This window comes from Shinella sp. AETb1-6 (assembly GCF_009826875.1).
Classification (GTDB): Bacteria; Pseudomonadota; Alphaproteobacteria; order Rhizobiales; family Rhizobiaceae; genus Shinella; species Shinella sumterensis.
In genome coordinates this window covers 41,578-64,988 of record NZ_WUMM01000014.1, presented here as the reverse complement: position 1 = coordinate 64,988, position 23,411 = coordinate 41,578, and the positions used below count along the sequence as shown (strand labels likewise).

Annotated in this window: 23 protein-coding genes and 1 riboswitch; of the genes, 11 read left to right on the top strand and 12 right to left on the bottom strand. The window is 64.4% G+C overall.

Annotated features, from left to right (window positions below; translation table 11 throughout):
- Window positions 1-26: 26 nt before the first annotated feature.
- The 7 genes from sufC (at window position 27) to GR158_RS20895 (ending at window position 6,632) form a co-directional block, all read left to right on the top strand.
- Window positions 27-782 carry a Fe-S cluster assembly ATPase SufC gene (gene sufC / locus GR158_RS20925; protein WP_119258299.1) on the top strand — a complete coding sequence of 252 codons (756 nt, stop codon included), beginning with the start codon at window positions 27-29 and terminating at the stop codon, window positions 780-782.
- Window positions 783-804: 22 nt separating this feature from the next.
- Window positions 805-2,079 (top strand): Fe-S cluster assembly protein SufD, encoded by a 1,275-nt coding sequence (gene sufD / locus GR158_RS20920; RefSeq protein WP_160872444.1) that lies wholly within the window; start codon window positions 805-807, stop codon window positions 2,077-2,079.
- A gap of 61 nt (window positions 2,080-2,140) precedes the next feature.
- Entirely contained in the window at window positions 2,141-3,379 is a 1,239-nt protein-coding gene (locus GR158_RS20915) for a cysteine desulfurase (RefSeq protein WP_160872443.1), read from the top strand.
- Window positions 3,380-3,390: 11 nt separating this feature from the next.
- A complete protein-coding gene (locus tag GR158_RS20910; protein ID WP_134650774.1) occupies window positions 3,391-3,771 on the top strand; it encodes an SUF system Fe-S cluster assembly protein in 381 nt (126 codons plus the stop codon).
- Between the two features lie 107 nt (window positions 3,772-3,878).
- Entirely contained in the window at window positions 3,879-4,268 is a 390-nt protein-coding gene (sufA, locus tag GR158_RS20905; RefSeq protein WP_134650773.1) for a Fe-S cluster assembly scaffold SufA, read from the top strand.
- 107 nt (window positions 4,269-4,375) lie between these two features.
- Entirely contained in the window at window positions 4,376-6,262 is a 1,887-nt protein-coding gene (locus GR158_RS20900; RefSeq protein ID WP_160872442.1) for an ATP-binding protein, read from the top strand.
- A complete protein-coding gene (locus tag GR158_RS20895) occupies window positions 6,246-6,632 on the top strand; it encodes a response regulator (protein WP_160872441.1) in 387 nt (128 codons plus the stop codon). Before GR158_RS20900 ends, GR158_RS20895 begins: the two co-directional genes overlap by 17 nt.
- Before the next feature lie 67 nt (window positions 6,633-6,699).
- On the opposite strand, the gene gcvP is transcribed toward GR158_RS20895, so the two are convergent.
- The 5 genes from gcvP to GR158_RS20870 all read right to left on the bottom strand — a co-directional run bounded on the left by gcvP (window position 6,700) and on the right by GR158_RS20870 (window position 12,325).
- Entirely contained in the window at window positions 6,700-9,561 is a 2,862-nt protein-coding gene (gcvP, locus tag GR158_RS20890) for an aminomethyl-transferring glycine dehydrogenase (protein WP_160872440.1), read from the bottom strand.
- Entirely contained in the window at window positions 9,561-9,923 is a 363-nt protein-coding gene (gene gcvH, locus GR158_RS20885) for a glycine cleavage system protein GcvH (RefSeq protein WP_160872439.1), read from the bottom strand. Before gcvH ends, gcvP begins: the two co-directional genes overlap by 1 nt.
- A gap of 37 nt (window positions 9,924-9,960) precedes the next feature.
- A complete protein-coding gene (gene gcvT / locus GR158_RS20880; RefSeq protein WP_160872438.1) occupies window positions 9,961-11,100 on the bottom strand; it encodes a glycine cleavage system aminomethyltransferase GcvT in 1,140 nt (379 codons plus the stop codon).
- 152 nt (window positions 11,101-11,252) lie between these two features.
- Window positions 11,253-11,353, bottom strand: a riboswitch (glycine riboswitch).
- Window positions 11,354-11,521: 168 nt separating this feature from the next.
- Complete coding sequence (locus GR158_RS20875; protein WP_134650767.1) at window positions 11,522-11,755, bottom strand: DUF2171 domain-containing protein; 234 nt, start codon at window positions 11,753-11,755, stop codon at window positions 11,522-11,524.
- A 75-nt stretch (window positions 11,756-11,830) separates the two neighbouring features.
- Window positions 11,831-12,325 carry a peptide deformylase gene (locus tag GR158_RS20870; RefSeq protein ID WP_160872437.1) on the bottom strand — a complete coding sequence of 165 codons (495 nt, stop codon included), beginning with the start codon at window positions 12,323-12,325 and terminating at the stop codon, window positions 11,831-11,833.
- Window positions 12,326-12,627: 302 nt separating this feature from the next.
- On the opposite strand from GR158_RS20870, the gene mgtE reads away from it, so the two are divergent.
- Together mgtE and GR158_RS20860 are read left to right on the top strand one after the other, a co-directional pair.
- Window positions 12,628-14,058 carry a magnesium transporter gene (gene mgtE / locus GR158_RS20865; RefSeq protein ID WP_134650765.1) on the top strand — a complete coding sequence of 477 codons (1,431 nt, stop codon included), beginning with the start codon at window positions 12,628-12,630 and terminating at the stop codon, window positions 14,056-14,058.
- An 86-nt stretch (window positions 14,059-14,144) separates the two neighbouring features.
- Window positions 14,145-14,531, top strand: coding sequence for a MerR family DNA-binding transcriptional regulator (locus GR158_RS20860; protein WP_134650764.1), 387 nt, complete (start codon window positions 14,145-14,147; stop codon window positions 14,529-14,531).
- 43 nt (window positions 14,532-14,574) lie between these two features.
- Here GR158_RS20860 and GR158_RS20855 read toward each other — a convergent pair whose 3' ends face one another.
- From GR158_RS20855 to GR158_RS20845, 3 genes are all read right to left on the bottom strand, one after another.
- On the bottom strand, window positions 14,575-15,048 hold the full coding sequence (locus GR158_RS20855) for an isoprenylcysteine carboxylmethyltransferase family protein (RefSeq protein WP_134650763.1): 474 nt from the start codon (window positions 15,046-15,048) through the stop codon (window positions 14,575-14,577).
- A 5-nt stretch (window positions 15,049-15,053) separates the two neighbouring features.
- The gene (locus tag GR158_RS20850) at window positions 15,054-16,073 is read right to left on the bottom strand and encodes a DUF1624 domain-containing protein (RefSeq protein WP_160872436.1); all 1,020 of its coding nucleotides are present in this window, start codon (window positions 16,071-16,073) and stop codon (window positions 15,054-15,056) included.
- Between the two features lie 100 nt (window positions 16,074-16,173).
- Window positions 16,174-16,863, bottom strand: coding sequence for a DUF599 domain-containing protein (locus GR158_RS20845; RefSeq protein WP_160872435.1), 690 nt, complete (start codon window positions 16,861-16,863; stop codon window positions 16,174-16,176).
- A 560-nt stretch (window positions 16,864-17,423) separates the two neighbouring features.
- Between GR158_RS20845 and GR158_RS20840 the strand changes: the two genes are divergently transcribed.
- Complete coding sequence (locus GR158_RS20840) at window positions 17,424-18,824, top strand: L-serine ammonia-lyase (RefSeq protein WP_160872434.1); 1,401 nt, start codon at window positions 17,424-17,426, stop codon at window positions 18,822-18,824.
- 89 nt (window positions 18,825-18,913) lie between these two features.
- On the top strand, window positions 18,914-19,351 hold the full coding sequence (locus GR158_RS20835; RefSeq protein ID WP_134650759.1) for a DUF1489 family protein: 438 nt from the start codon (window positions 18,914-18,916) through the stop codon (window positions 19,349-19,351).
- A 60-nt stretch (window positions 19,352-19,411) separates the two neighbouring features.
- Here GR158_RS20835 and GR158_RS20830 read toward each other — a convergent pair whose 3' ends face one another.
- The 4 genes from GR158_RS20830 to GR158_RS20815 form a co-directional block, all read right to left on the bottom strand.
- A complete protein-coding gene (locus GR158_RS20830; RefSeq protein ID WP_134650758.1) occupies window positions 19,412-19,684 on the bottom strand; it encodes a hypothetical protein in 273 nt (90 codons plus the stop codon).
- 159 nt (window positions 19,685-19,843) lie between these two features.
- The gene (locus GR158_RS20825; protein ID WP_134650757.1) at window positions 19,844-21,301 is read right to left on the bottom strand and encodes an SPOR domain-containing protein; all 1,458 of its coding nucleotides are present in this window, start codon (window positions 21,299-21,301) and stop codon (window positions 19,844-19,846) included.
- 120 nt (window positions 21,302-21,421) lie between these two features.
- Window positions 21,422-22,180, bottom strand: coding sequence for a hypothetical protein (locus GR158_RS20820; protein ID WP_160872433.1), 759 nt, complete (start codon window positions 22,178-22,180; stop codon window positions 21,422-21,424).
- A 229-nt stretch (window positions 22,181-22,409) separates the two neighbouring features.
- Window positions 22,410-23,009: a transglutaminase-like cysteine peptidase gene (locus GR158_RS20815; RefSeq protein WP_134650755.1), complete on the bottom strand. Its 600-nt coding sequence runs from the start codon at window positions 23,007-23,009 to the stop codon at window positions 22,410-22,412.
- Window positions 23,010-23,411 lie beyond the last annotated feature (402 nt).

Here is a 23,411-nt window from a genome sequence, read left to right as displayed (position 1 = left end):
CGAATTCGTCCGAAAAGGATATGTCCATGCTTGAAATCAAGAACCTGCACGCCCGCATCGCCGAAGACGGCACCGAGATCATCCGCGGCCTGAACCTTACCGTGAAGGCCGGCGAAGTCGCGGCCATCATGGGGCCGAACGGCTCCGGCAAGTCGACGCTCTCCTATATCCTGTCCGGCCGCGAGGACTATGAAGTCACCGAGGGCGACATCCTCTACAACGGCGAGAGCATTCTGGAACTCGACCCGGCCGAGCGCGCCTCCAAGGGCATCTTCCTGGCCTTCCAGTATCCGGTCGAAATCCCTGGCGTCGCCACCATGCAGTTCCTCAAGGTCGCGATGAACGAGCAGCGCAAGGCGCGCGGCGAGGACGAGCTGACGACGCCGGACTTCATGCGCCGCGTCAAGGAAGCCGCTGCCGAACTCAAGATTGCGCCGGAAATGCTGCGCCGTCCGCTCAATGTCGGCTTCTCCGGCGGTGAGAAGAAGCGCGCCGAAATCCTGCAGATGTCGCTGCTGGAGCCGAAGCTGTGTGTTCTCGACGAGACCGATTCCGGCCTCGACATCGACGCGCTGAAGATCGTGGCCGACGGCGTCAACGCGCTGCGTTCGCCCGACCGGGCCGTTATCGTCATCACCCACTACCAGCGCCTGCTCGACTATATCGTTCCCGATACGGTCCATGTCCTCTACAAGGGCCAGGTCATCAAGTCCGGCGACAAGACGCTGGCGCATGAGCTGGAAGCGAACGGCTATGCCGACATCATCGGGGCTGCTGCCTGAAGCATGGCGAAGGAGTGATCTCATGAACATGCAGACAGGCAAGACGCTTTCCGTCGCCGAAACGGCGCTGTGCGCCGCCTATGACCAGGCCATCGGCGAACTGCCGGGCGATGGCGCCGTGCTGGCGGCGCGCGATGTGCTGATCAGCGATTTCAAGGAAGCCGGCCTTCCGACGCGCCGCATCGAGGCGTGGCATTACACCGACCTCAAGGCTTTGCTGCGCGCCGTTCCGGCCTTCGATCCCGCGGCTTCCGCCGACCGGATCGAGCCGCTCGTCGAGGGCGCAAACGTGCTGTCGGTCGTCAACGGCGTCGCCGACAAGCGGGCGTCCGCTGATGGCGTGTCAGTGACCCGCTTTGCGGATGCCCTCATCGACGGCTCCGCCGCCGCCGGCCTCGTTGCCCGCGATGGCGACGACACGATCGGCCGCCTCAACGGCGCCTTCGTGCGCGACGGTTTCGTGCTCGACATTCCTGCCGGTGCCGAACTTGAGAACCCCGTCGAAATCCAGACGACGCAGAATGCCGGTCAGACGCATACGCGTTTCCCGGCGACCTTCGGCGCCAATTCCAAGGCGACCGTGATCGAGCGTCATGTGGCGACCGGCGAGAACGCCGCTTTCGTCACGACCGTCAGCGACATCACGCTTTCGGATGGCGCGGAGGTCACCTGGATCATTCTCCAGGCGCAGGGCGCAGCCGATACCCATCTCGGCCAGATCCGCATCACGCTGGGCACCGACGCGAAGCTTCGCCTCTACGTGATCAATGCTGGCGGCAAGCTCGTGCGGCAGGAAATCCATGTCGTGGTGTCGGGCGAGGGTTCTGATCTCGTGCTGCGCGGCATCAACCTGCTGGGCGGAGAGACGCACAATGACGTGACCTTCACGGTCGGCCACGACGTGCCGAACACGACATCCACGGAAGTCATCCGCAACGTGATCTTCGATCGCGCCAAGGGCGTCTTCCAGGGCCAGATCCGTGTGGCGCCCGATGCCCAGAAGACCGATGCGAAGATGTCGTGCAACACGCTGCTCCTGTCCGACGAGGCCGACTTCTCGGCCAAGCCGGAGCTGGAAATCTTCGCCGACGACGTGCAGTGCGGCCACGGCGCGACCGTGATCGATATCGACCACACGCAGCTCTATTACCTGATGGCGCGCGGCATCCCGGAAAACAAGGCACGCGCCATGCTGGTCAACGCCTTCGTCGCCGAGATCGTCGAGGAGCTGGAAGACGAGCCGCTGGTCGAAGCCCTGGAAGGCGTGATCGCCGCCTGGCTCGAAAAGCACGCGTAACCCTGGGCAATCCCGGCAGGCATCCCTTGCCTGCGGGATTGCTTAAGCAAGGATCATCGAGATGGAACATGTGCCGGCAAAGACCTATGATGTCGAGGCGATCCGCAAGGATTTCCCGATCCTGTCGAAGACGGTCTATGGCAAGCCGCTGGTCTATCTCGACAACGGCGCCTCCGCGCAGAAGCCGCAGTCGGTGATCGACGCGATCTCCAACGCTTACTCGAACGAATATGCCAACGTGCATCGCGGTCTTCACTTTCTGTCGAATGCGGCGACCGACGCCTATGAGGCGGCGCGCGAGAAGGTTCGCCGTTTTCTGAACGCTTCCTCGGTCGACGAGATCGTCTTCACGAAATCCTCCACCGAGGCGATCAACACCGTCGCTTACGGTTACGGGATGCCGAAGATCGGCGAAGGCGACGAGATCGTGCTGTCGATCATGGAGCACCACTCCAACATCGTGCCGTGGCATTTCATCCGCGAGCGGCAGGGCGCCAAGCTCGTCTGGGCGCCGGTGGACGATGCGGGCGCCTTTCACATCGAAGACTTCGAGAAGTGCCTCACCGAGCGCACCAAGCTCATCGCCATCACGCATATGTCCAATGCACTGGGCACGATCGTGCCGGTGAAGGAAATCTGCCGTATCGCCCGCGAACGCGGCATTCCGGTCCTGGTCGATGGCTCGCAGGGCGCGGTGCACATGCCGGTCGACGTGCGCGACATCGATTGCGACTGGTATGTCATGACCGGCCACAAGCTCTACGGCCCGTCCGGCATCGGCGTGCTCTACGGCAAGATGGACCGCTTGAAGGAGATGCGTCCCTTCCAGGGCGGCGGCGAGATGATCGTCGACGTCACCGAGGATATCGTCACCTACAACGATCCGCCGCATCGTTTCGAGGCCGGCACGCCGCCCATCGTGCAGGCGATCGGCCTCGGCTATGCGCTCGACTATATGGAGAGCGTCGGCCGCGCTGCGATTTCCGCGCATGAAGCGGATCTGCGCGACTATGCCCATGAGCGGCTGTCCGCGATCAATTCGCTGAAGATCTTCGGCACGGCGCCCGGCAAGGGCTCGATCTTCTCCTTCGAGCTTGAAGGCATCCACGCCCACGACGTCTCCATGGTCATCGACCGGGCAGGGGTTGCGGTGCGCGCCGGCACCCATTGTGCGCAGCCGCTCTTGAAACGCTTCGGCGTGACCTCCACATGCCGGGCATCGTTCGGCCTTTACAACACGCGCGCCGAAGTCGATGCCCTGGCCGACGCGCTCGACCATGCTCGCAAATTCTTCGCCTGAGGAGGTGGAACATGTCCCTCGACGCAACCGAAGACAAGATCGACGTCCGTGAAGGCATCGTGCATTCGGCCATTCCGGCCGATGAGCTGGCGCGCCTGTCGGACGATGTCATCGCCGCCCTGAAGACGGTCTATGATCCGGAAATCCCGGCAGACATCTTCGAGCTCGGCCTGATCTACAAGATCGACATCGAAGACGACCGCATGGTCAAGATCGACATGACGCTGACGGCGCCGGGTTGCCCCGTTGCCGGCGAAATGCCGGGCTGGGTGGAAAACGCCGTGGGCGCCGTCGAAGGCGTGTCCGGCGTGGAGGTTTCCATGACCTTCGATCCGCCGTGGACGCCCGACCGCATGTCGGAAGAGGCGCAGGTGGCCGTCGGCTGGTATTGAGGGCGAGGCCGTGCGGCGCTCCGCTATTGATCGCGGCGGCCGGCGGCACTAGATTCAGAGTCGGAACCGTCGGGCCTTGAACCCGTCAGGCCGAAGGAGAAATGACCATGGCCTTTGCAGTTATGACCCTCACGGATGCGGCGGCGGACCGGGTGAAAGCCATCGTCGACAATGCCGGCGACGGCGCTTCGGGCATTCGCGTCGGCATCAAGAAGGGTGGTTGCGCGGGCATGGAATATTCCATCGACCTCGTCACCGAACCCAATGCCAAGGACGACCTGATCGAAAAGAACGGCGCCCGCGTCTGGGTGGCGCCGGAGGCCGTGCTCTACCTGCTCGGCACCGAGATGGATTTCGAGGTGACGACCCTGCGCTCCGGTTTCACCTTCCACAATCCCAACCAGACCTCCGCCTGCGGCTGCGGCGAATCGGTCGAGCTGAAGCCCGCCGACCTTGCCGCGCTGGCGGCCGCCGGCCAGCCCACCGTGCGCGCCTGACCTGCAAAAACGCCCTGCCTGCATCTTTTCTTCGTCCGCCGTTTTGCCTAGGCTCCCGCAGCCGGCGAAGGGCCTGATGCCGGCCTGAGCGCGAAGGAGGGCGGGCGATGATGGATTTTGCCGCCGCACTTTACCAGGATTTGCCGTTTCCCGTTCTGATCGTCGACGCGCAGGCGTGCGTCCTGTCCTGCAACGATGCGGCCGCCCGCGTCTTCGGCCGGGTCGCGGGCCATGCAAGCGCGCCGGGCTCGCCGGTCATAGATGACCCCGCCATTGCCGATACGCTCGCACGTCATGCAGCCGGCGGGCGGGAGAACGCCCATCCCTTCCTCTTCAAGGTCGACAGGAATGCCGGGCTCGAAGCCACGGCCCATGTCATTGCGCTGCCCGGCGAGACGGACGGCCCGCGTTACGCGCTTCTCCTGCGCAGCCTGCTCAGCGGCGGCAGCCACGGCGAGCAGATCCTGCTTGGCCAGCGCATCGCCTCCGCGCTCGACACGATGGAGGAAGGCTTTGCCATCTTCGACCGGCACGAGCGGCTCGTCCTGTTCAATCGCTCCTATCGCGAGCGCTGCGGCAGGGCGCGCGAGGCCGTGCGCGTCGGCGCGACCTTCGAGAGCATCGTGCGCGCCAATGTTCGCGCCGGCATGTTCCCGGGCATCCGCGAGGGCACGCCGGAGGCCGAGGCGATGGTGCGCGAGCGTCTGGCCAGCCACCGCAGCGCGGGCAGCGGCGGCGATGTCTTCAGCTTCGGCGACGACCGCTGGCTTCGCGCCGAAAGCCATGTGGCGGAGACCGGCGATATCGTCGCGCTGCGCATCGACGTGACGGAACTCAAGCGCACGGAGGCGGCGCTGGAGGAAAAGCGGCGCGAATACTTCTCGCTGCTGCAGATCCTGCCCGACATGATCGTGCGGTTCGACCGCAACCTTTCCATCCTCTTCGCCAATGACAGCTACGCGCAGCATGTCGGCGCGACCGCCGATGCGCTGATCGGGGCCTGCCTGCGCGATGTCGCCTGTGCGCCCGAGCAGACGGCCGCCCTGATCGATATCGCAGGTTATACCCCGGAACAGCCGGTCAGGACGCGGGAGATCTGCACGCAGGGCGCCGATGGCCAGCAAGACTGGATGCTCTGGACGGCGGTCGCGACCTTCGACGACGACGGCGTCTGCGAGGTGGTGGCGGTCGGCCGCGACATCACCGAGGCGAAGCGGCAGCAGGCCCGGGTGGAAGCGCAGGCGGACGAGCTGCGCCGCAAGAACGAGGCGCTCGACCAGTTCACCGCCACGGTCTCGCACGATCTCAAGGCGCCGCTGCGCCATCTTTCCATGTTCGCGGAGATGATTTCGGAGGACCTGCATCGCGGGGAATTCGCCGAGCTGCCGCATTACGCCGATCATGTGCGCAAGAGCGCGGCGCGCATGCGGCGCATCATCGACAGCCTGCTGGAATATTCGCAGATCGCCTATCGCATCGCCGCGCCCAAGCCGGTGGACCTGTCCGGCGTGGTGCACGATGCGCTGGCGCTGCTCGAAAGCCACGTGCGGGAAAGCGGTGGAACCGTGGAAGTCGCCGACATGCCCGCGGTCATGGGTGACCGCGAACTCCTGAAGCGCCTCGCGCAGAATCTCATCGGCAATGCATTGAAATACCGCCGCCCCGAATGCGCGCCGGTCGTGCGCGTCTACTGCCGGGAAAACGAGGCGGGGCTCGATTTCGTCGTGGAGGACGAGGGCATCGGCATCGATCCGCAGCATGTCGACCGCATCTTCGAAGTCTTCCAGCGGCTGCACCGCAACGAAGCCGTCTACCAGGGCACCGGCATCGGCCTGGCGCTGACGCGCCGGATCGCGGAAAGCCACAACGGCCTGATCACCCTTGACACGACCTATGGTCCGGGCGCACGCTTCGTCGTGACGTTTCCGCAAACCGCGAAGCCAAGGGGGAACGATCGTGGGAGGCCTGGCGAGGAAGATGATCGTCGTCGATGACGATCCCGTGGATGTGCGTTTCGTGCTGCGCGCCTTCAGCGACGCCGGCAGCACGCTCGATATTACCCATGTCTCGGATGCGAAGGCGGCAAGCGACCGTCTCGATGCCGAGGTCTTCGACTATATCCTGCTCGACATCAACATGCCCGGCACCAGCGGCGTCGATCTCCTGAAGCGGCTGCGCAGCCAGCCGCGCACGGCGGTCACGCCCGTCATCATGTTGTCCTCTTCGTCGAGTATGACCGACATCAACCGCGCCTATGAAAGCGGCGCCAATGCCTATGCCGTGAAACCCTCGACGCTGAGCGGCTACCGCGAGTTCGCGGAAGGTTTTACGCGTTTCTGGGTGGACGTCGCCGTCTCGCCCTGACCTTTCCCTGCCCGAAACGGAAAACCCCGGCCGATCGATCGGCCGGGGTTCGAATGCGTTTGGCGGGCTATTCCGCCGCGTCCGCGTAGTCCTCCAGCGGCGGGCAGGAGCAGACGAGATTGCGGTCGCCATAGACATTGTCGACGCGGTTGACCGGCGACCAGTACTTGTCGACGCGGAAGGCGCCCGGCGGATAGCAGGCCTGCTCGCGCGAATAGGGGCGATCCCATTCGCCGACGAGGTCTTCCACCGTGTGCGGCGCGTTTTTCAGCGGATTGTTGGCCCTGTCCATCCGGCCCTCCTCGATGGCGCGGGCCTCTTCGCGGATCGCCAGCATCGCATCGCAGAAGCGGTCGATCTCGGCCTTCGTCTCCGATTCGGTCGGCTCGATCATCAGGGTGCCCGCGACGGGCCAGCTCATGGTCGGCGCGTGGAAGCCGCAATCGATCAGGCGCTTGGCCACGTCATCGACGGTGACGCCCGCGCTGTCGACCAGCGGGCGCGTGTCGATGATGCATTCATGCGCCACACGGCCCTTGGCGGACTTGTAGAGCACGTCATAGGCGCCCTTGAGACGGGCGGCGATGTAGTTGGCATTGAGGATCGCCACCTTCGTCGCCTGCGTCAGCCCGGCGCCGCCCATCATCAGGCAGTAGCTCCAGGAGATCGGCAGGATCGAGGCCGAGCCGAAGGGCGCGGCCGAAACCGCGCCGGCTTCGCCCGTCAGCGGGCTTTCCGGCAGGTAGGGCGCCAGATGGGCCTTCACGCCGATCGGTCCCATGCCCGGGCCGCCGCCGCCATGCGGAATGCAGAAGGTCTTGTGCAGGTTGAGATGCGAGACATCGCCGCCGATATCGCCGGGGCGGGCGAGGCCCACCATGGCGTTCATGTTGGCGCCGTCGATATAGACCTGGCCGCCATGGCTGTGCACGATGTCGCAGATCTCCCGCACATTCTCCTCGAACACGCCGTGGGTCGACGGATACGTGATCATGCAGCACGAGAGGTTTTGCGCGTACTGCTCTGCTTTCGCTCGGAAATCCTCCATATCGATATCGCCGTTCTCGGACACTTTCACGACGACGACCTTCATGCCGGCCATCTGCGCGGAGGCTGGATTGGTGCCATGCGCTGAGGTCGGGATGAGGCACACGTCGCGATGTGTGTCGCCGTTGGCGAGGTGATAGGCACGGATCGTCAGCAGTCCCGCATATTCGCCCTGCGCACCGGAATTCGGCTGCATGGAGACGGCATCGTAACCGGTGATGTCGCAGAGCTTCTGCGACAGGTCCTCGATGAGATGCCGGTATCCCTGCGCCTGGTCGGCCGGCACGAAGGGATGGATTTCGGAGAACTCCGGCCAGGTGATCGGCAGCATTTCCGCCGTCGCATTGAGCTTCATCGTGCACGAGCCGAGCGGAATCATCGCGCGGTCGAGCGCGAGGTCGCGGTCGGAGAGACGGCGGATATAGCGCGTCATCTCGGTTTCGGCGCGGTTCATGTGGAAGATCGGATGCGTCAGGTATTCGCTGGTGCGCAGCAGATCGCCCGGCAGGCGGTAATCCGGCTCGAACTCCGAGACCTCGAAGTCGCCGCCGAAGGCCCGCCAGACGGCTTCCAGCGTGACGGGGCGCGAACGTTCGTCGAGGCTGATGCCGATGCGGTCGTTGCCGATCTTGCGCAGGTTCACCTCTTCCGCCACCGCCGTCTTCAGGATGATGCCCTGCAGCTTGCCGACATGGACGGTGATCGTGTCGAAGAACATGTCGGGCTCGACGGTGAAGCCGAGCTTTTCCAGGCCCTTGGCGAGGCGCACCGTCTTCTGGTGAACGCTCTGGGCAATCGCCTTCAGGCCCTGCGGACCGTGGAAGACGGCATACATCGAGGCCATGACGGCGAGCAGCACCTGCGCGGTGCAGATGTTCGACGTCGCCTTTTCGCGGCGGATGTGCTGTTCGCGGGTCTGGAGGGAGAGGCGGTAGGCACGGTTGCCGCGCGCGTCGATGGAGACGCCGACGAGGCGGCCCGGCATGGAACGCTTGTAGGCATCCTTCACCGCCATATAGGCCGCATGCGGCCCGCCATAGCCGACGGGGACGCCGAAGCGTTGCGTGCAGCCGATGGCGATGTCGGCATCCATGTCGCCGGGCGACTTGAGCAGCGCCAGCGCCAGCGGGTCGGCCGCCATGACGGCGATCGCGCCGGTCTGGTGCAGGCGCGCGTTCAGGCCGGTGAAGTCACGCACATGGCCATAGGTGCCGGGATACTGGAAGATCGCGCCGAAGACGTCGACGGGATCGAGATCGGTGAAGGGGTCGCCGACGATGATCTGCCAGCCGAGCGGCTCGGCACGGGTCTTGAGGAGCGCGATCGTCTGCGGGTGGCAGTTCTCGTCGACGAAGAACGCGGTCGCCTTGGACTTCGCCACGCGCTGCGCCATGGCCATGGCTTCGGCCGCCGCCGTCGCCTCGTCGAGCAGCGAGGCATTCGCCACGTCGAGGCCGGTCAGGTCGCAGACCATGGTCTGGTAGTTCAGGAGCGCCTCGAGGCGTCCCTGGCTGATTTCCGGCTGATAGGGCGTGTAGGCGGTGTACCAGGCCGGGTTTTCCAGGATGTTGCGCTGGATGACCGGCGGCGTGATCGTGCCATAGTAGCCCTGGCCGATCAGCGAGACGAACTTCTTGTTGCGGTTGGCGGTCTCGCGCAGCTTGTCGAGCGCCTCGCGCTCGGTCATCGCCGCACCCCATTCGAGCGCCTTCGTCTGGCGGATCGATTTCGGCACGGTATCGTCGATCAGCGCATCGAGGCTGTCATAGCCGATCACCTTCAGCATCGCCTCCATCTCCTTCGGCGAGGGGCCGATATGGCGGCGGTTGGCGAAATCGTAGGGCTGGTAATCGGTAAAGGCGAAGTCCTTGGGAAGGTTCATCAGCCGACAAGCTCCTTGTAGGCGGCTTCGTCCAGCAGGCTGTCGGCATCGGCCGCATTGGCGAGCTTCAGCTTGAAGAACCAGCCGGCACCCTGCGGGTCGCTGTTGACGAGCGAGGGATCGGCGGTGATCGCCTCGTTGATTTCGACGATCTCTCCGTCAAGCGGACAATAGACGTCGGAGGCCGCCTTCACGGATTCGACCGTCGCCGCGTCGCCGCCCTTCTCGAAGCTCGCGCCGACTTCGGGCAGTTCGACGAAGACGAGGTCGCCGAGCTGTTCGGCGGCATGCGTCGTGATGCCCACGGTGGCGACGCCGTTCTCGATCTGCAGCCATTCATGTTCTTCGGTGAATTTCAGCATGTTTGTTCCTCTCTGGAATGGGAATGGTGCGCGCCGATCAGCGCTTGAAGGTGTTCTTGACGAAAGGCATGGCGGTGACGGTGACGGGCAGGAATTTGCCGCGCACGCCCGCATAGAGCTCTGTTGCGGGAGCGGCCGCCTTGCCGTCGACATAGCCCATGGCGACGGGGCCATCGACGGAGGGGCCGAAGCCGCCCGATGTCACGGTGCCGACGATATCCTGCCCCTCCGGGTCGGTCGCGAGCACCGCTCCGGCGCGAACCGGGGCGCGGCCCTCGGCGCGCAGGCCGACGCGGCGGCGCGCAGCGCCGTTTTCAAGCTGGTCGAGAATGATGTCGGCGCCCGGAAAGCCACCGGCGCGTTCACCGCCCGTGCGGCGGACCTTCTGGATCGCCCATTCCAGCCCGGCTTCGACCGGCGTCGTGCCGGTGTCGATGTCGTTGCCGTAGAGGCAGAGACCGGCTTCGAGGCGGAGCGAATCGCGCGCGCCGAGGCCGATGGGCAGCACGTCGGGATGATCGAGCAGGCGCCGGCACACCGTCTCGGCGAGGGCGGCGGGAATGGAGATCTCGAAACCGTCTTCGCCCGTATAGCCGGACCGCGAAACGATGCAGTGGGCGTCGTGCAGGTCGCAGGCGCGCACGTCCATGAAGCGCATGGCCGACACGTCCGCCCACAGTTCCGCCAGCACGGCCTCGGCATGCGGCCCCTGCAAGGCGACCAGCGCGCGGTCGTCGTGCAGCGTCAGGTCGCAGACGTTGCCGATCTTCTCCTGCATATGGGCGAAGTCGGCGTCCTTGCAGGCGGCGTTGACCACCACGTAGAAGTGGTCGCCGCGGTTGGCGATCATCAGGTCGTCGCGGATGCCGCCCTGGTCGTTGGTGAAGAGCGCATAGCGCTGGCGGCCTTCGGGCAGGCCGACGATATCGACCGGCACCAGCGTTTCCAGCGCGCGGGCCGCATCCGTGTTGTCGCCGGAGCGGGCGCGCACCGTGACCTGGCCCATATGGGACACGTCGAACAGGCCGGCGGCGGCGCGTGTGTGAAGGTGCTCCTTCATCACGCCGGCGGGATATTGCACAGGCATGTCATAGCCGGCAAACGGCACCATGCGGCCGCCGAGCGAGACGTTCAGCGCGTGAAGCGGGGTTTTCTTGAGTTCAGACGATCCGTCCAAAGGCGCCCTCCGGTCGTTGGGCGCCTGATCCTTCAGGCGCCGGCTCACAATTCAGGCGCAGCTGCGCCGTTCTCCTGAGCCCCCTCTGTCCCTTCGCCTGAGATTGTTATCCCTTCGGCGAGCGCTCGCGCGCTTCTCTCCAGAGTTTCGACGGCACCTTGCTGGTCCTTTTGCCTGAGAGTTTCCGGGGCGGTTGCTCCTTCGGCACCGGCGCTACCTCATCGAGGCAGCCGGTTTCTCCCAGCGAGGTCGATCCCAGATAACGGCCTTGCCCGGATTTTGGCAAGAGCGGCGCGTCGCTCTCGAACAATTTTTTGTCGTTGAGGGAAAGCGGCGCGATCGGGGCGAGGGGTGCCGCGTCGTCCGGATACGGAAAACCCGCCTTTCGGCGGGCTTCCCTGGTGGTTCGCGACAGATGCGGTCAGTTGATGGACGACCATTCGCGCTTCACGTCGTCGGCATCCCTGTTGAGGTGCACGTGGGAATCGACGTGGTCGACCCAGTCGAGCGGGATGAGGTGGTGCTGGCCGTCGTCGGAATCGCTGCGGGTCAGCTTGATACGGCTGTCGCCTTCCATGTGGTCGACCGTGCCGACATGGCGGCCGTCGGCAGCCTTGACTTCCATATGTTCGCGAATCTGGTTTGCGGTGACCATCGGTCTTCTCCTTTTCACGGGGGTGGATAGACCCAAAACGCGTTGCCCCGCGCGTGGTTCCGACCTTTCTGCGCGTCAGGCGCCGGCCTTCCTGAACTTCTTGACGATGCGCTCCCGTTTCAGCCGCGAGAGGCGGTCGATCCAGAAAATGCCGTTGAGCTGGTCGATCTCGTGCTGCAGGCACACGGCGAGAAGGCCGTCCGCTTCCTCCTCATGGTTTTGGCCTTCGAGATCCTGCCAGGAGACGCGGATGCGGGCAGGGCGCTCCACCTCGTCCGTCACGCCGGGCATGGAGACGCTTCCCTCCGTGTGGCGCTGCATGTCCGGCGAGGACCAGGTGACCTTTGGATTGACATAGACGCGCTGCGAGGCCGGGCCGTCGAGCTCGATCACCGTGAGGCGGTCCAAAATGCCGACATGGGCCGCGGTGATGCCGATGCCGGGTGCCGCGCGCATCGTGTCGGCGAGGTCGCCGGCTAGTGCCGCCAGGCGGCTGTCGAAGATGGTGACGGGCCGGCAGGCCGTGCGCAGGCCCGGATCCGGAAAGCGCAGGATGGGCAGGATCGCCATGATTGCTCCGCTGATATGTTGCTGGCGTGTTCCTAGCGTGTTTGCGCCACGCGGGAAATGCCCGCCATCGCGCGACGGCCGAAGCGGCGCGATTAGCGTTGATTTGCAACAGCTTGTTAAATTCTTTCGCCGCCCTACCATTTGCCGTGTTCGACAATGGACCGGCCGGGCGCTTTGCTTTAGCACGATGGAAAGCGAGGCTCTCCCGACCGGTGCTTCGCGCCGAGCCCTGCCCAGCAATCCCAATCGTTCCCGCTTCGCAAATTTGCCGCGCGGGACAAGCCGATACAAGGAGCGCCCCGATGGAAAACACCGGTGACGACGACCGTATCCGCGCGGGGCAGACCGAGCAGGCCAATTTCCCGCCCGAGGATATCTATGCCGAGGATGGTTCGATCCGCTCGGATTTCCTCATGCATGTCGGCGCGGCGATTGCCGACCGCGACCTCCTGTTCCTGCGCCGCCATGTCCTGCGGCTGCATGAATCGGAACTGGGCGATCTTCTGGAGGCCATCCAGCCGGAGCAGCGCCACCAGCTCGTCTCGCTTCTGGGCGACGACTTCGACCTGTCCGCGCTGACGGAGGTCGACGAGGCGATCCGTCTCGACATCGTCGAGCACATGCCCAACGAGCAGATCGCGGCAGCCATCGGCGAGATGGATTCGGACGACGCCGTCTACATTCTGGAAGACCTCGACGAGGCCGACCAGGACGAGATCCTGTCGAAGCTGCCGTTTACCGAGCGCATCCGCCTGCGCCGTTCGCTGGATTACCCGGAGAGCACCGCGGGCCGACGCATGCAGACGGAGTTCGTCGCCGTGCCGCCGTTCTGGACCATCGGCCAGACCATCGATTACCTGCGCGAGGATGCCGACCTGCCGGAGAGCTTCTCGCAGATCTTCGTCATCGACCCCACCTTCCGCCTGCTCGGCGCCATCGATCTCGACCGCATTCTGCGCACGCCGCGCAGCGCGAAGATCGAGACGGTCATGCGCGAGACGAACCACCCCATCCCGGCCGACATGGACCAGGAAGAGGCGGCCCAGCTTTTCGAGCAGTACGACCTTCTCTCCGCCGCCGTGGTGGACGAGAACGGCCGTCTGGTCGGCGTCCTCACCATCGACGACGTGGTGGACGTCATCCAGGAGGAGGCCGAGGAAGACCTGATGCGCCTCGGCGGCGTGGGCGACGAAGAGCTGTCGGACACCACCATCGACACCGTGCGGTCGCGAGCGCCCTGGCTGCTGGTCAACCTGCTCACCGCCTTCCTTGCGGCCTCCGTCATCTCCATGTTCGAGGCGACCATCGAGGAGATCGTGGCCCTTGCCGTGCTGATGCCGATCGTCGCCGGCATGGGCGGCAATGCGGCCTCGCAGACCATGACGGTCACGGTGCGCGCGCTCGCCACCCGCGACCTCGATATTCACAATGCCTGGCGCGTCGTGCGGCGCGAGGCGGGCGTCGGCGTCCTGCACGGCCTGGCGTTCGGCCTTGCCATCGGTTCGGTGGCGGCCTTCTGGTTCCACGATCTCAACATCGGCGGCGTGATCGCCGCAGCGATGCTGATCAACATGTGCGCCGCCGCCCTTGCCGGCATCATGATCCCCATGCTGCTCGACCGGGCCGGCGCCGACCCCGCCGTCTCCTCCAGCGTCTTCGTCACCGCCGTCACCGACATTGTCGGCTTTCTTGCCTTTCTGGGGCTGGCGACCTGGTGGTTCGCCGTCCGCTAGCGGGCACAGTGGCGTCGGAGGGACGGAAAAATTGACTTATACGTAAAAGTCAATAGAATGCCGACCCACAGAGGATCGGAGCAGGCGTGGACAAATACTATACCATAACCGAGTTGACGCGTGAATTCGGCGTATCCACCCGGACCCTGCGCTTCTACGAGGACGAGGGGCTGATCAATCCCGAGCGCCGTGGCCGGACCCGTCTTTTCCGCCCCGCCGACCGCCGCCTCATCCAGGAAATCCTGCGCGGCCGGCGCATCGGCTTCACCATCGCCGAAATCCGCGACATCATCCGTGTCTACAAGGATCCGCCGGGCGAGATCGGCCAGCTCGAACTGCTGATGACCAAGGTCAGCGAAAAGCGGGAAGAGCTGCGCCAGAAGCGGCGCGATATCGAGGAGACCCTGGCCGAGCTCGACAATGTCGAGGAAGCCTGTCTGACGCGTCTCGCCGAGATCGGCGTGGGCACGTAATCGTCGTCGGCAAGTCCGCCACAGGCGGATCGGGCTGCGCGGCTCAGATCCAGCGCGTCGTGTCGTGGCAATAGCGCTCGAAATCCACACCGAAGCGGGAGAGCAGATGCAGTTCCTCGCGCTTGATGGCGACGAGGCTGGTCAGCGCCGCGGCGACCATGGCCGTCACGATGAACCAGGGATTGAGCACGGCAAGACCGATGCCGGCCGTCGCCAGCGTATAGCCGAGATAGATGGGGTTGCGGGTGAAGCGATAGGGGCCCGACGTCACGAGGTGGGTGGAGCAACGGTTCGGCAGGATCGTCGTGTGACAGTCGACCAGCGTGCGCATCGCCCAGACATCGAGGATGACCGCCGTGGCGATCAGCACGCCGCCGGCCGCGCGCGCGATCCAGATATTGGTCTCTGCCACCGAAAGCGGGAAATACGCCTGAAGCAGGAAGGCTGCCGCGATGGCCGCGCCATAGATGAAGGGCGGCCAGGGAAAGGCGAGCGGTTTCATGCGATAGGCATTCATGATTCCTACTCCTTCAGGTCGGTCGTCGCCTCGGCTGCTGCCGTGCATTGCGACGACATGCGGGTGATCCGCTCGTCCGTCGTCACGTCTATCGCGCCCCGGTTGAGGTCCGCGAACATGTTCTCATTCACCAGACTGTCCAGCGTGCAACTGCAGAAGCTCTGGCAGAAGCCGGCGCTGCGGTCGCTCTCGCAGGTTTTCGTGCAACTCTTGGTATACGCTTCCATCGGATTCGCCGCAACGGGCGGACTGACGAGAAAGGCGCCATAGACGAGCGCGATCAGCACGGGCTGATGAACAAGGTAGATGGCAAGACTGTGGCGGCCGGCCTGCCCCAGCAGGGTTTTCCACCAGCGTTTCGTGGTGTCGCCGAAGCCGGCCAGACGTGCGGGAAGTGCGCTTGCGACGAACAGTCTGGCGAGTGCTATGCCGAGCAGCACGGGCGCGATCCACGGCAGGAGCGGCACATAGTCGTTCGAGCGCGGGATGTCGACCGAGAGCCCGACCCACCACAGCGCGGGATGGTCGAACAGCGGCGCGCGCAGGTAAAGCGGCGCGGCCACGGCGGCAGCGGCGGCCAGCAGCGTGACGACGACGGGCAGCCGGACGAAGAGAAGGCCGATCAGGCTCGACGCGACGATGGCATGCAGGATGCCGAAGAAGATGAACGTGTCGGGAAAGGCGAACCACGTCGCCACGCTGATGGCGGCTGCGGCGAGCGCGATCTTTCCCAGCCGGATGAAGTACGGCTTTGGCCGGAACCCGTTGGCGTGGCCGAGCACCAGGCTGAAGCCGACCAGGAACAGGAAGCTTCCGGCAATGAGGCGCGCGAAGATGCGCCAGCCGCCGGTGGTCGCGGTTTCCGCGTCGATATAGCCGAAATAGCCCAGGTCCCAGGTGAAATGGTAGATCGCCATGGCGATCAGCGCGACGCCGCGGGCCTGGTCGATCAGCGGAATGCGCGGCAGCGGGCGGATCGCCGTGCCTGTTTCCTGCGCATCTCCGTCAATCACCGTCGTCGTCATGGGTCGGGGTCGCCGCATTGCATGGATCCACTATAGAATGTCACGCCAAGCTTGCGCCGGGCGGATGGCCGAAAGGTGGCAAATCGGGGGAGGACAAGGCTCAGTCGAGGCTTTCGAGCACCGCCAGCCGGGCTTCCGAATAGAACTGCCGGCGCACGAGCACGATGATGATGCCGATGGTCGTGAGGATGAAGAGATAGGGGCTGACGAACCAGCCGAGATAGCCGATCGACAGGAAGATGGCCCTGAGCCCCATGTTGAAGTGCTTGGCCGCGAGGATGTTCATGCGGATGACGCGGTCGGCGGCGAGGTCGGCGCCGGCCGGATCCTTGTGGATATCGCCGCTCATCGGAATGGCGCCCAGGAGGATGGTGCAATAGTTGAACAGCCGGTAGGACCAGCCGAACTTGAAGAAGGCGTAGCCGAAGATCACGGCGAGCCCGCCGACCTTCATCTCGAAGCCGGCGCGGCTCGCGCGAAAGACGCCGGGCAGGTCGTTGAAGATCGCGAAGACCTGCTCGGTGGCGCCGAGCAGCGCAAAGCAGCTGCCGAGGGCCAGCAGCGACGTGGAGGCGAAGAAGGCCGTGCCGTTCTGAAGGCCCGCCATGATCTGCGTGTCGATCATGCGCAGGTCGCGGTGCATGGCGTTTCGGATCCAGCGCGCGCGCTGCGAACTCATCGCGCGGGTGAGGCTGACGCGGTTGAACAGCCGCTTGCGGTCGGTGATCGAGGAATACCCGATCCACAGGACGATGAAGAGGGCGAGGGCGACGAGATCCGGGGTGCTCATGTCAAAGCGTTGTGCCACGGTTTTTGCATTTTGCAAGCGACTGCGAACGCCGCCGTCACGTTGTTCAGACCTGCGGCGGGATTGAGGCGGGTGCATAAAGTGCCGCGCCGCGCGCAAGCGTCTGATTTTGCGACAGGTCATGCATCAGGCGCGGGGCTCGTATGCGGCGCGCGCCTCGCTTTCGCCATCTTTGCCGATTGCGTCTTCATCAAATCTTCATTAAACAGGGCCCGTCGGCGCCGATGACGGCTGCCGCTCGACATCTTCCACTTGGGGAAATCATGGAAAGTACCGCTCAGAAGTCCTGCTGGGGCATCACCGTCCGTGCAGTTCTCGGTTTTGGCATCATTCTGGTCGTCGCCCATCTCTTCGGCGGCATCTGAAAAGACCGGGCCATAGCCCCTATATAAACAGCGCGCTCCTCCAGGACGCGCTGTTTTTGTTTTGGGGCATGTCGCAGCCGTAAAACCCGATGTCGGGCGATCGCCATGAACGCAACGCATGATAACGTAGCTTCGGCGGTCACAGCACAGCCTGCCGCGGCAAGGAGAAGTCCGGGAATGTTCCTTTCGGTTTTTGATGTCTTCAAGATCGGTATCGGTCCGTCGAGCTCGCACACGATGGGCCCGATGTCCGCGGCGAACCGCTTTCTGGATCTGGTTCTCTCCAGCGACTGGCCGCGCCCCTCGGGCGCGCATGTCGCAGCGATCCGCATGAGCCTGCACGGCTCGCTCGCCTATACCGGCGTCGGCCACGGTTCGGACCGCGCCGTCATTCTCGGGCTGATGGGCGAGAAGCCCGATAGCGTCGATCCCGACCGGATGGAAGCCATCGTCGAGGAGGTCGAGCGGACCGGCCGCATCACCCCGCCCGGCCATCCCGCTTACGCCTTCCAGCCGAAGACCGACCTGATCTTCGACAAGAAGAACCCGCTGCCGGGCCATGCCAACGGCATGACCTTCTCCGCCTACGACCGCGACGACCGGCTGCTGCTCAAGCGCATCTATTATTCCGTCGGCGGCGGTTTCGTCGTGACCGATACGGAGCTGGAGCAGATGCGCGCCAGCAAGGCGCGCTCCAGCGACAGGAAGGTGCCGTTCCCCTTCGCTTCCGCAAGGCAGATGCTTGACATGGCCGAGCGCGCCAACATGACGATCGCGCAGATGAAACGCGCGAACGAGGAAACCGTGATGTCGCGCGAGGAGCTGAATGCCGGCCTCGACCGCATCTGGGAGGCGATGAAGAACTGCATCGACCGCGGCCTGAAGAACGAGGGCATCATGCCGGGCGGGCTCAAGGTCCGCCGCCGCGCGCGCTCGATCCACGACAAGCTGCAGGAAGAGTGGCGTTCCAACAAGGTGAACCCGCTTCTGGCCAATGACTGGCTGTCCGTCTACGCCATGGCCGTCAACGAAGAGAACGCCGCCGGCGGCCGCGTCGTGACGTCACCGACGAACGGTGCGGCCGGCGTCGTGCCCGCCACCATCCGCTACTACCTGCATTTCCACGAGGATGCCGACCAGGACGGCATTCGCGACTATCTGCTGACGGCTGCCGCCATCGGCGGGATCATCAAGCACAATGCCTCGATTTCGGGCGCCGAGGTCGGCTGTCAGGGCGAGGTGGGGTCCGCCTCCGCCATGGCCGCCGCCGGTCTTGCCGCCGTCATGGGCGGCACGCCCGAACAGGTCGAGAATGCCGCCGAGATCGCGCTGGAGCATCACCTCGGCATGACCTGCGACCCGATTGCCGGCCTCGTGCAGGTGCCGTGCATCGAGCGCAACGCGCTGGGCGCCGTCAAGGCGGTGACGGCCGCCTCACTTGCCATCAAGGGCGACGGCACGCATTTCGTTCCGCTCGACGCCTGTATCGAGACGATGCGCCAGACCGGCGTCGACATGAACGAGAAGTACAAGGAAACCTCGACCGGCGGCCTTGCCGTCAATGTCGTGGAGTGCTGAGCGTCCGCGCTTGCCTGTGGCCCGTTCTTGCCTGTGAATGCGACACGGCGGCCCCTTGACCCGGCCGCCGCAAGGGCGTTCAAGACATCATGGCGCTTCATCTCATCAAACTCTGTGTCGGTGCCGATACGATCGACGACCTGCGCGAATGGGTGTCCGAACGCTCGCTGATCGCGATGGCGGCGGGCATGGAGGCGCATTCCAGCCACATCACCCGCATGATCCCCAAACGGGACCAGGAATTGCTCGACGGCGGCTCGCTCTATTGGGTCATCAAGGGGCAGGTGCAGGCGCGGCAGCGCCTCCTCGACATCAAGACCTTCACCGATGTCGACGGCATCTCGCGCTGTGAACTGGTGCTGGGGCCCGAAGTGATCGAAACCGAGTTCCAGCCGCGCCGCGCCTTCCAGGGCTGGCGCTATCTGACCGCCGAGGACGCCCCGCGCGATCTCAAGAACATGGGCGAGGGCACCGCCGACCTGCCGATGGAACTGCGGCGCGAACTCGCCGAACTCGGCCTTCTGTGAACGTCCACCTAAAGTGACGGCCCGTCCTTGGGAGCGGGCCGATAGGCTGTGGTCGAAAGCTCAGCGGAGCCGGAGGCGCACCGGATGGCGGCGCTCGTTGACGCCGACATGCAGGTGGATGCCGGCGGAGGGCTGGCCGGAGCGCCAGGCCCGCGCGCCATGCGCGAGCAGCATCCCGACCAGATCCTTCGTCTTGTTGCGGGAACGGCCGAGCCCGATATCCGCGATCCGCATCGCTGCCTCGTGCAGCGGGTGGAGCGTGCCCTTCAGCGGCCGGCGCTTTCCGTCACGCGCTGCGGAGGGGACATCGAAGAGGTTTTCGTTCATCGCCATGATCTGCCTCGTACGCAATACCTATCGAGGATGGCCGGGCCGGTACGCGGCCTCGACCTGCCTTCATCCGCAGCCGCCGGTACGCAATACCTGTCCGGGGCCGGTGCGGCATGAATGCTTTGTTTGCGGACCGCATCGCAGGGATGCGATCCCTGTTCGTTACTGTTGGCTCGCCCAGCAGGCGAAGCCCTTTCTTTTCAGGGCCTTGCAGGCGGCTGCCGCGCGGTCCTGATTGTCGAAGCCGCCGAAGCGTGCGCGGTAGAGCTGTGCGCTGCCGCTGTTGACCGCCACCGTGAAGGGGGTTGCCGCGGACAGCGCCCGGCCGCCCTGGTCCTTGGCCTTCGCCAGAAGCTTCTGGGCTTGGTCCTGGTCCGGCGTGGCGCCGATCTGGATGACCCAGCCGGCGGGCAGGGCCTGGGTCGCCTTGGCAACGGCCGAGGTCGTCAGCTGGTCGACGGCGCCGCCATCGCCCTGTCCGGCGAGGTCCTCGGGCGGCAGGACGGCGTCGCGCTGTACCTTCAGCGTGGCAGCCAGGGCGCGCTTGCCGACGACTTCGGAGCTGCGCTCCGTCGTGGCGGCGTAAGCCGTCTCGATGCGGCTTTCCTCGTAGCGGTAGGACGGCACAGGGCCGTTTTCCGGCAGGTCCAGGCCACCGGCGACCGAGGCCGTTGCGGCCGTGGACGCGACTTCGGCGGTCAGGGTCGGCGCGGCCTTGGTCTGGGCGATCAGCTCGCCGTTGCCGCGACGGGAGGCCTGCGGCATGTAGGTGGCGATGAGCTTGCGCATCTGCTGGTCGCGGGCAGCACCCGAACGGCCGCCGATCACGACGCCGACGACGCTGCGGCCATCGGCCTGGGCGGACGTGACGAGGTTGTAGCCGGAAGCGCGGGTATAGCCGGTCTTGATGCCATCGACGCCGCGCACGCTGCCGAGCAGGCGGTTGTGGCCGTTGATGGTCTGCTTGCCGAAACGGAAGCTGCGGACCGAGAAATAATCGTAATATTGCGGGAAGTGCTGGCGCAGCGCGATGCCGAGGCGGGCCTGGTCGCGGGCGGTGGTCACCTGTGCCGAATTGGGAAGGCCGTTGGCATTGCGGTAGACGGTGCGCGTCATGCCGAGTGCGCGGGCCTTCTGCGTCATCATGCGTGCGAAGCGCTCTTCCGAGCCGCCCAGCATCTCGGCCAGCGCCGTGGAGGCGTCGTTGGCGGAGCGGGTGATGAGGCCGAGCATGGCCTGTTCGACCGTGATCGAGTTGCCGACGCCGACGCCGAGCTTGGTCGGCGGCTCGCTTGCGGCGTTCTTGGAGAAGGGGACGCGGGTGTTGAGCTTGATCTTGCCGGCTTCGAGGGCTTCGAAGGTCAGGTACAGCGTCATCATCTTGGTGAGGGACGCGGGAAAGCGCAGTTCGTCCGCGCTATCGCTGTAGAGCACCTTGCCCGTCTTGGCGTCGATGACGATACCGGCATATTTCGGATTAGCCTGAGCGGGCGTAGCGACGGCCGCAGTGGCGGCGACCATTCCGACCATCACCAGACTTTTCGCCGCTTTGGCAAATGCCTGGACGGAGCGAGGCAGAAAATCGAGGAACACGGTAGGGGACACTAGGCTACTCTTCATTCTCGGATTGCACATGTGGCCCGGATGGGAGGTTTCCGGACGACTGATCCCGGCACAGTAGCGGCACAGCGTTACCAATCGGTTTATGATGAATCATTGGTTGCCGATGCCTGTACTTTTTTATCGGGCTCTGGTGGTGGGGACGCGACCGTCCTCGACGAGGGCGCGGCCGACATAATCGCGCATGCGGGCCTCGATGGCCTGCCACTGCGGCAAAAGTCTGCTCGAGAAGCGATAAAGCACAGAAAGATCGCGGCCGATGTGGATATCGCGCTGGCAATCGGCGCTGGTCGACTGCTTTTCGTCTGTCGGCATCATGCAGCGCACCGCGTAATCCGCGCCGTCGGGCAGGGTGCCTGTAAAGAAAACCTCGTCGCCATAGGCCGAATTGCCCTTGAGGCGGCGCAGCACGAGTCCGGCCGGGCCCGGTTGCGAACGTTCGTCGAAAAGCTGGCTGTAGATCGGGCCGAGCCGCCCCGACATGTCCTTCGACATCGTGCTTTGCGACAGGTTGAGGAAGACAAGGCTTTCCGGCCGGCCGGCATCGTTGAAGCGAAGCCGTTCGGCATTCGAGTAGCCGGCCATTTCCGGCCATGTGAGGTAGAGGTCGATCCGCTCGGCGCGGCCGATCCTGCGCTGTTCCTCGAAGCGGATGGTGTTGGCGGGAAGGCGGACATGGTCCTGGCCGACGATGATGTCGAGCACGTCGGTGCTTTCGGTGTGGCCGGCCAGCGCGATGCGCTCGCCCATCAGGCGGCCGCCCACGCTGATCGCGACCGTCAGCGCCGCGAGTGCGGCGACGCCGATGGTCAGGCGCGTCAGCAGGCGATTGGAAATCAGCGGCGCATGCGTTTCCTCGCCCGTCGTTGCTGCAGCCATCTTTCCCTCGCGATTCCCAGAGGTCGAACCTTGCGGGGAGCGTCGGCCAACAGGGTTAATTTTCGGTTGATTGTGGACGATGGTGAAAAGAAAGCGGCCGGTTCCGGGGACAACGGAACCGGCCGCAGGGCCAAGGTCGGACGGGGATTGGGGGACGGACCGGGCCCTTTCCTGCACCCGGCACGGCTGCCGGGCTCTTTGTCGCGCTGCGCCGTTACCGGCGGCGGTGTTACTTGACGCTACCGACAGCCTCGGCGCGGCCATCCTGCAGCTTGACCCACTTGCCGGCATGGACCGACGACTGGCGCTTGAGGAAGCGGTATTCGGTTTCCGACCAGAGCATGACCTTGTTGCGCATGTTGTCGAGCACGAAGTCGCCGCGGTCGGTGCGCACGGTCAGGACGGCATGGCCTTCGCCGTTCGGCTGGAGAACGACGGTGATGAGCAGGTTGGAGGGCGCGATGCCGGCTTCCATCAGGCGCTTGCGCTTGATCAGGACGTAATCCTCGCAGTCGGCCGCAGCTTCGGGATAGGCCCAGTGCTCTTCGACGCCGTAGATTTCCATGTCGGTCATCGGCACGAATTCGGTATTGGCCGTGTAGTTGACATTGAGGATCGTCTTCCAGCTTTCCGGCGTCAGCTTCAGCGGACCGGCATCCTTGCCGGTCGGGCCGCATTCATCGCTGTAGCGCTTGCAGAATTCATAATGGCCGATCGGCTGGTTGGTGGCGCCGGCGAGCGGAATGTTGGCCGGCAGGGCCAGCGCAACCTGTGCGGCGGCCAGCGAGAAGAGGAATGCAAATGTCCCTGTCTTGAGTGTTTTTGTCATTGTGTCGTCCCCGTTTGATGGGGTCACAATGACAGGCATGTTTTGATCTTGCGCGAAAACTCGAAGTATAAGTTAGTTCAAATCAAGATCGCATAAGTATAAAATAAAAACAAAATTCGAGTTTTGTTTTATCTGTATTTGAAGCGAATTTGATTAAAATTGTAACGAATTTGCCGCTCGCCGGCTTTCGGCTATTCCGCGATAATTATCTGATTCCATTTGAATTTTCCGGATTTTTTTCAACGGAAATGGTTCTGCAGGCCGGTTGCGCGCCATCCGATGGGTCACTTCATGCCGGGCTATGGCCGCCGGATTTTCACTCGCGGCCGGGGCGCGTGGCGTCGACTTGCACTTTGCGCCGATGTCAGCCCGAAATTTTTTTGCGTTTTTTCTGGTGAAGAG

What these genes read in the sequence shown, in the direction of transcription:
- sufC (WP_119258299.1), top strand. Translation starts at nt 27, where the DNA reads ATGCTTGAAATCAAGAACCTGCACGCCCGCATCGCCGAAGACGGCACC.
- sufD (WP_160872444.1), top strand. Translation starts at nt 805, where the DNA reads ATGAACATGCAGACAGGCAAGACGCTTTCCGTCGCCGAAACGGCGCTG.
- GR158_RS20915 (WP_160872443.1), top strand. Translation starts at nt 2,141, where the DNA reads ATGGAACATGTGCCGGCAAAGACCTATGATGTCGAGGCGATCCGCAAG.
- GR158_RS20910 (WP_134650774.1), top strand. Translation starts at nt 3,391, where the DNA reads ATGTCCCTCGACGCAACCGAAGACAAGATCGACGTCCGTGAAGGCATC.
- sufA (WP_134650773.1), top strand. Translation starts at nt 3,879, where the DNA reads ATGGCCTTTGCAGTTATGACCCTCACGGATGCGGCGGCGGACCGGGTG.
- GR158_RS20900 (WP_160872442.1), top strand. Translation starts at nt 4,376, where the DNA reads ATGATGGATTTTGCCGCCGCACTTTACCAGGATTTGCCGTTTCCCGTT.
- GR158_RS20895 (WP_160872441.1), top strand. Translation starts at nt 6,246, where the DNA reads ATGATCGTCGTCGATGACGATCCCGTGGATGTGCGTTTCGTGCTGCGC.
- gcvP (WP_160872440.1), bottom strand. Translation starts at nt 9,561, where the DNA reads ATGAACCTTCCCAAGGACTTCGCCTTTACCGATTACCAGCCCTACGAT.
- gcvH (WP_160872439.1), bottom strand. Translation starts at nt 9,923, where the DNA reads ATGCTGAAATTCACCGAAGAACATGAATGGCTGCAGATCGAGAACGGC.
- GR158_RS20875 (WP_134650767.1), bottom strand. Translation starts at nt 11,755, where the DNA reads ATGGTCACCGCAAACCAGATTCGCGAACATATGGAAGTCAAGGCTGCC.
- GR158_RS20870 (WP_160872437.1), bottom strand. Translation starts at nt 12,325, where the DNA reads ATGGCGATCCTGCCCATCCTGCGCTTTCCGGATCCGGGCCTGCGCACG.
- mgtE (WP_134650765.1), top strand. Translation starts at nt 12,628, where the DNA reads ATGGAAAACACCGGTGACGACGACCGTATCCGCGCGGGGCAGACCGAG.
- GR158_RS20855 (WP_134650763.1), bottom strand. Translation starts at nt 15,048, where the DNA reads ATGAATGCCTATCGCATGAAACCGCTCGCCTTTCCCTGGCCGCCCTTC.
- GR158_RS20850 (WP_160872436.1), bottom strand. Translation starts at nt 16,073, where the DNA reads ATGACGACGACGGTGATTGACGGAGATGCGCAGGAAACAGGCACGGCG.
- GR158_RS20845 (WP_160872435.1), bottom strand. Translation starts at nt 16,863, where the DNA reads ATGAGCACCCCGGATCTCGTCGCCCTCGCCCTCTTCATCGTCCTGTGG.
- GR158_RS20840 (WP_160872434.1), top strand. Translation starts at nt 17,424, where the DNA reads ATGTTCCTTTCGGTTTTTGATGTCTTCAAGATCGGTATCGGTCCGTCG.
- GR158_RS20835 (WP_134650759.1), top strand. Translation starts at nt 18,914, where the DNA reads ATGGCGCTTCATCTCATCAAACTCTGTGTCGGTGCCGATACGATCGAC.
- GR158_RS20830 (WP_134650758.1), bottom strand. Translation starts at nt 19,684, where the DNA reads ATGGCGATGAACGAAAACCTCTTCGATGTCCCCTCCGCAGCGCGTGAC.
- GR158_RS20825 (WP_134650757.1), bottom strand. Translation starts at nt 21,301, where the DNA reads ATGAAGAGTAGCCTAGTGTCCCCTACCGTGTTCCTCGATTTTCTGCCT.
- GR158_RS20820 (WP_160872433.1), bottom strand. Translation starts at nt 22,180, where the DNA reads ATGGCTGCAGCAACGACGGGCGAGGAAACGCATGCGCCGCTGATTTCC.
- GR158_RS20815 (WP_134650755.1), bottom strand. Translation starts at nt 23,009, where the DNA reads ATGACAAAAACACTCAAGACAGGGACATTTGCATTCCTCTTCTCGCTG.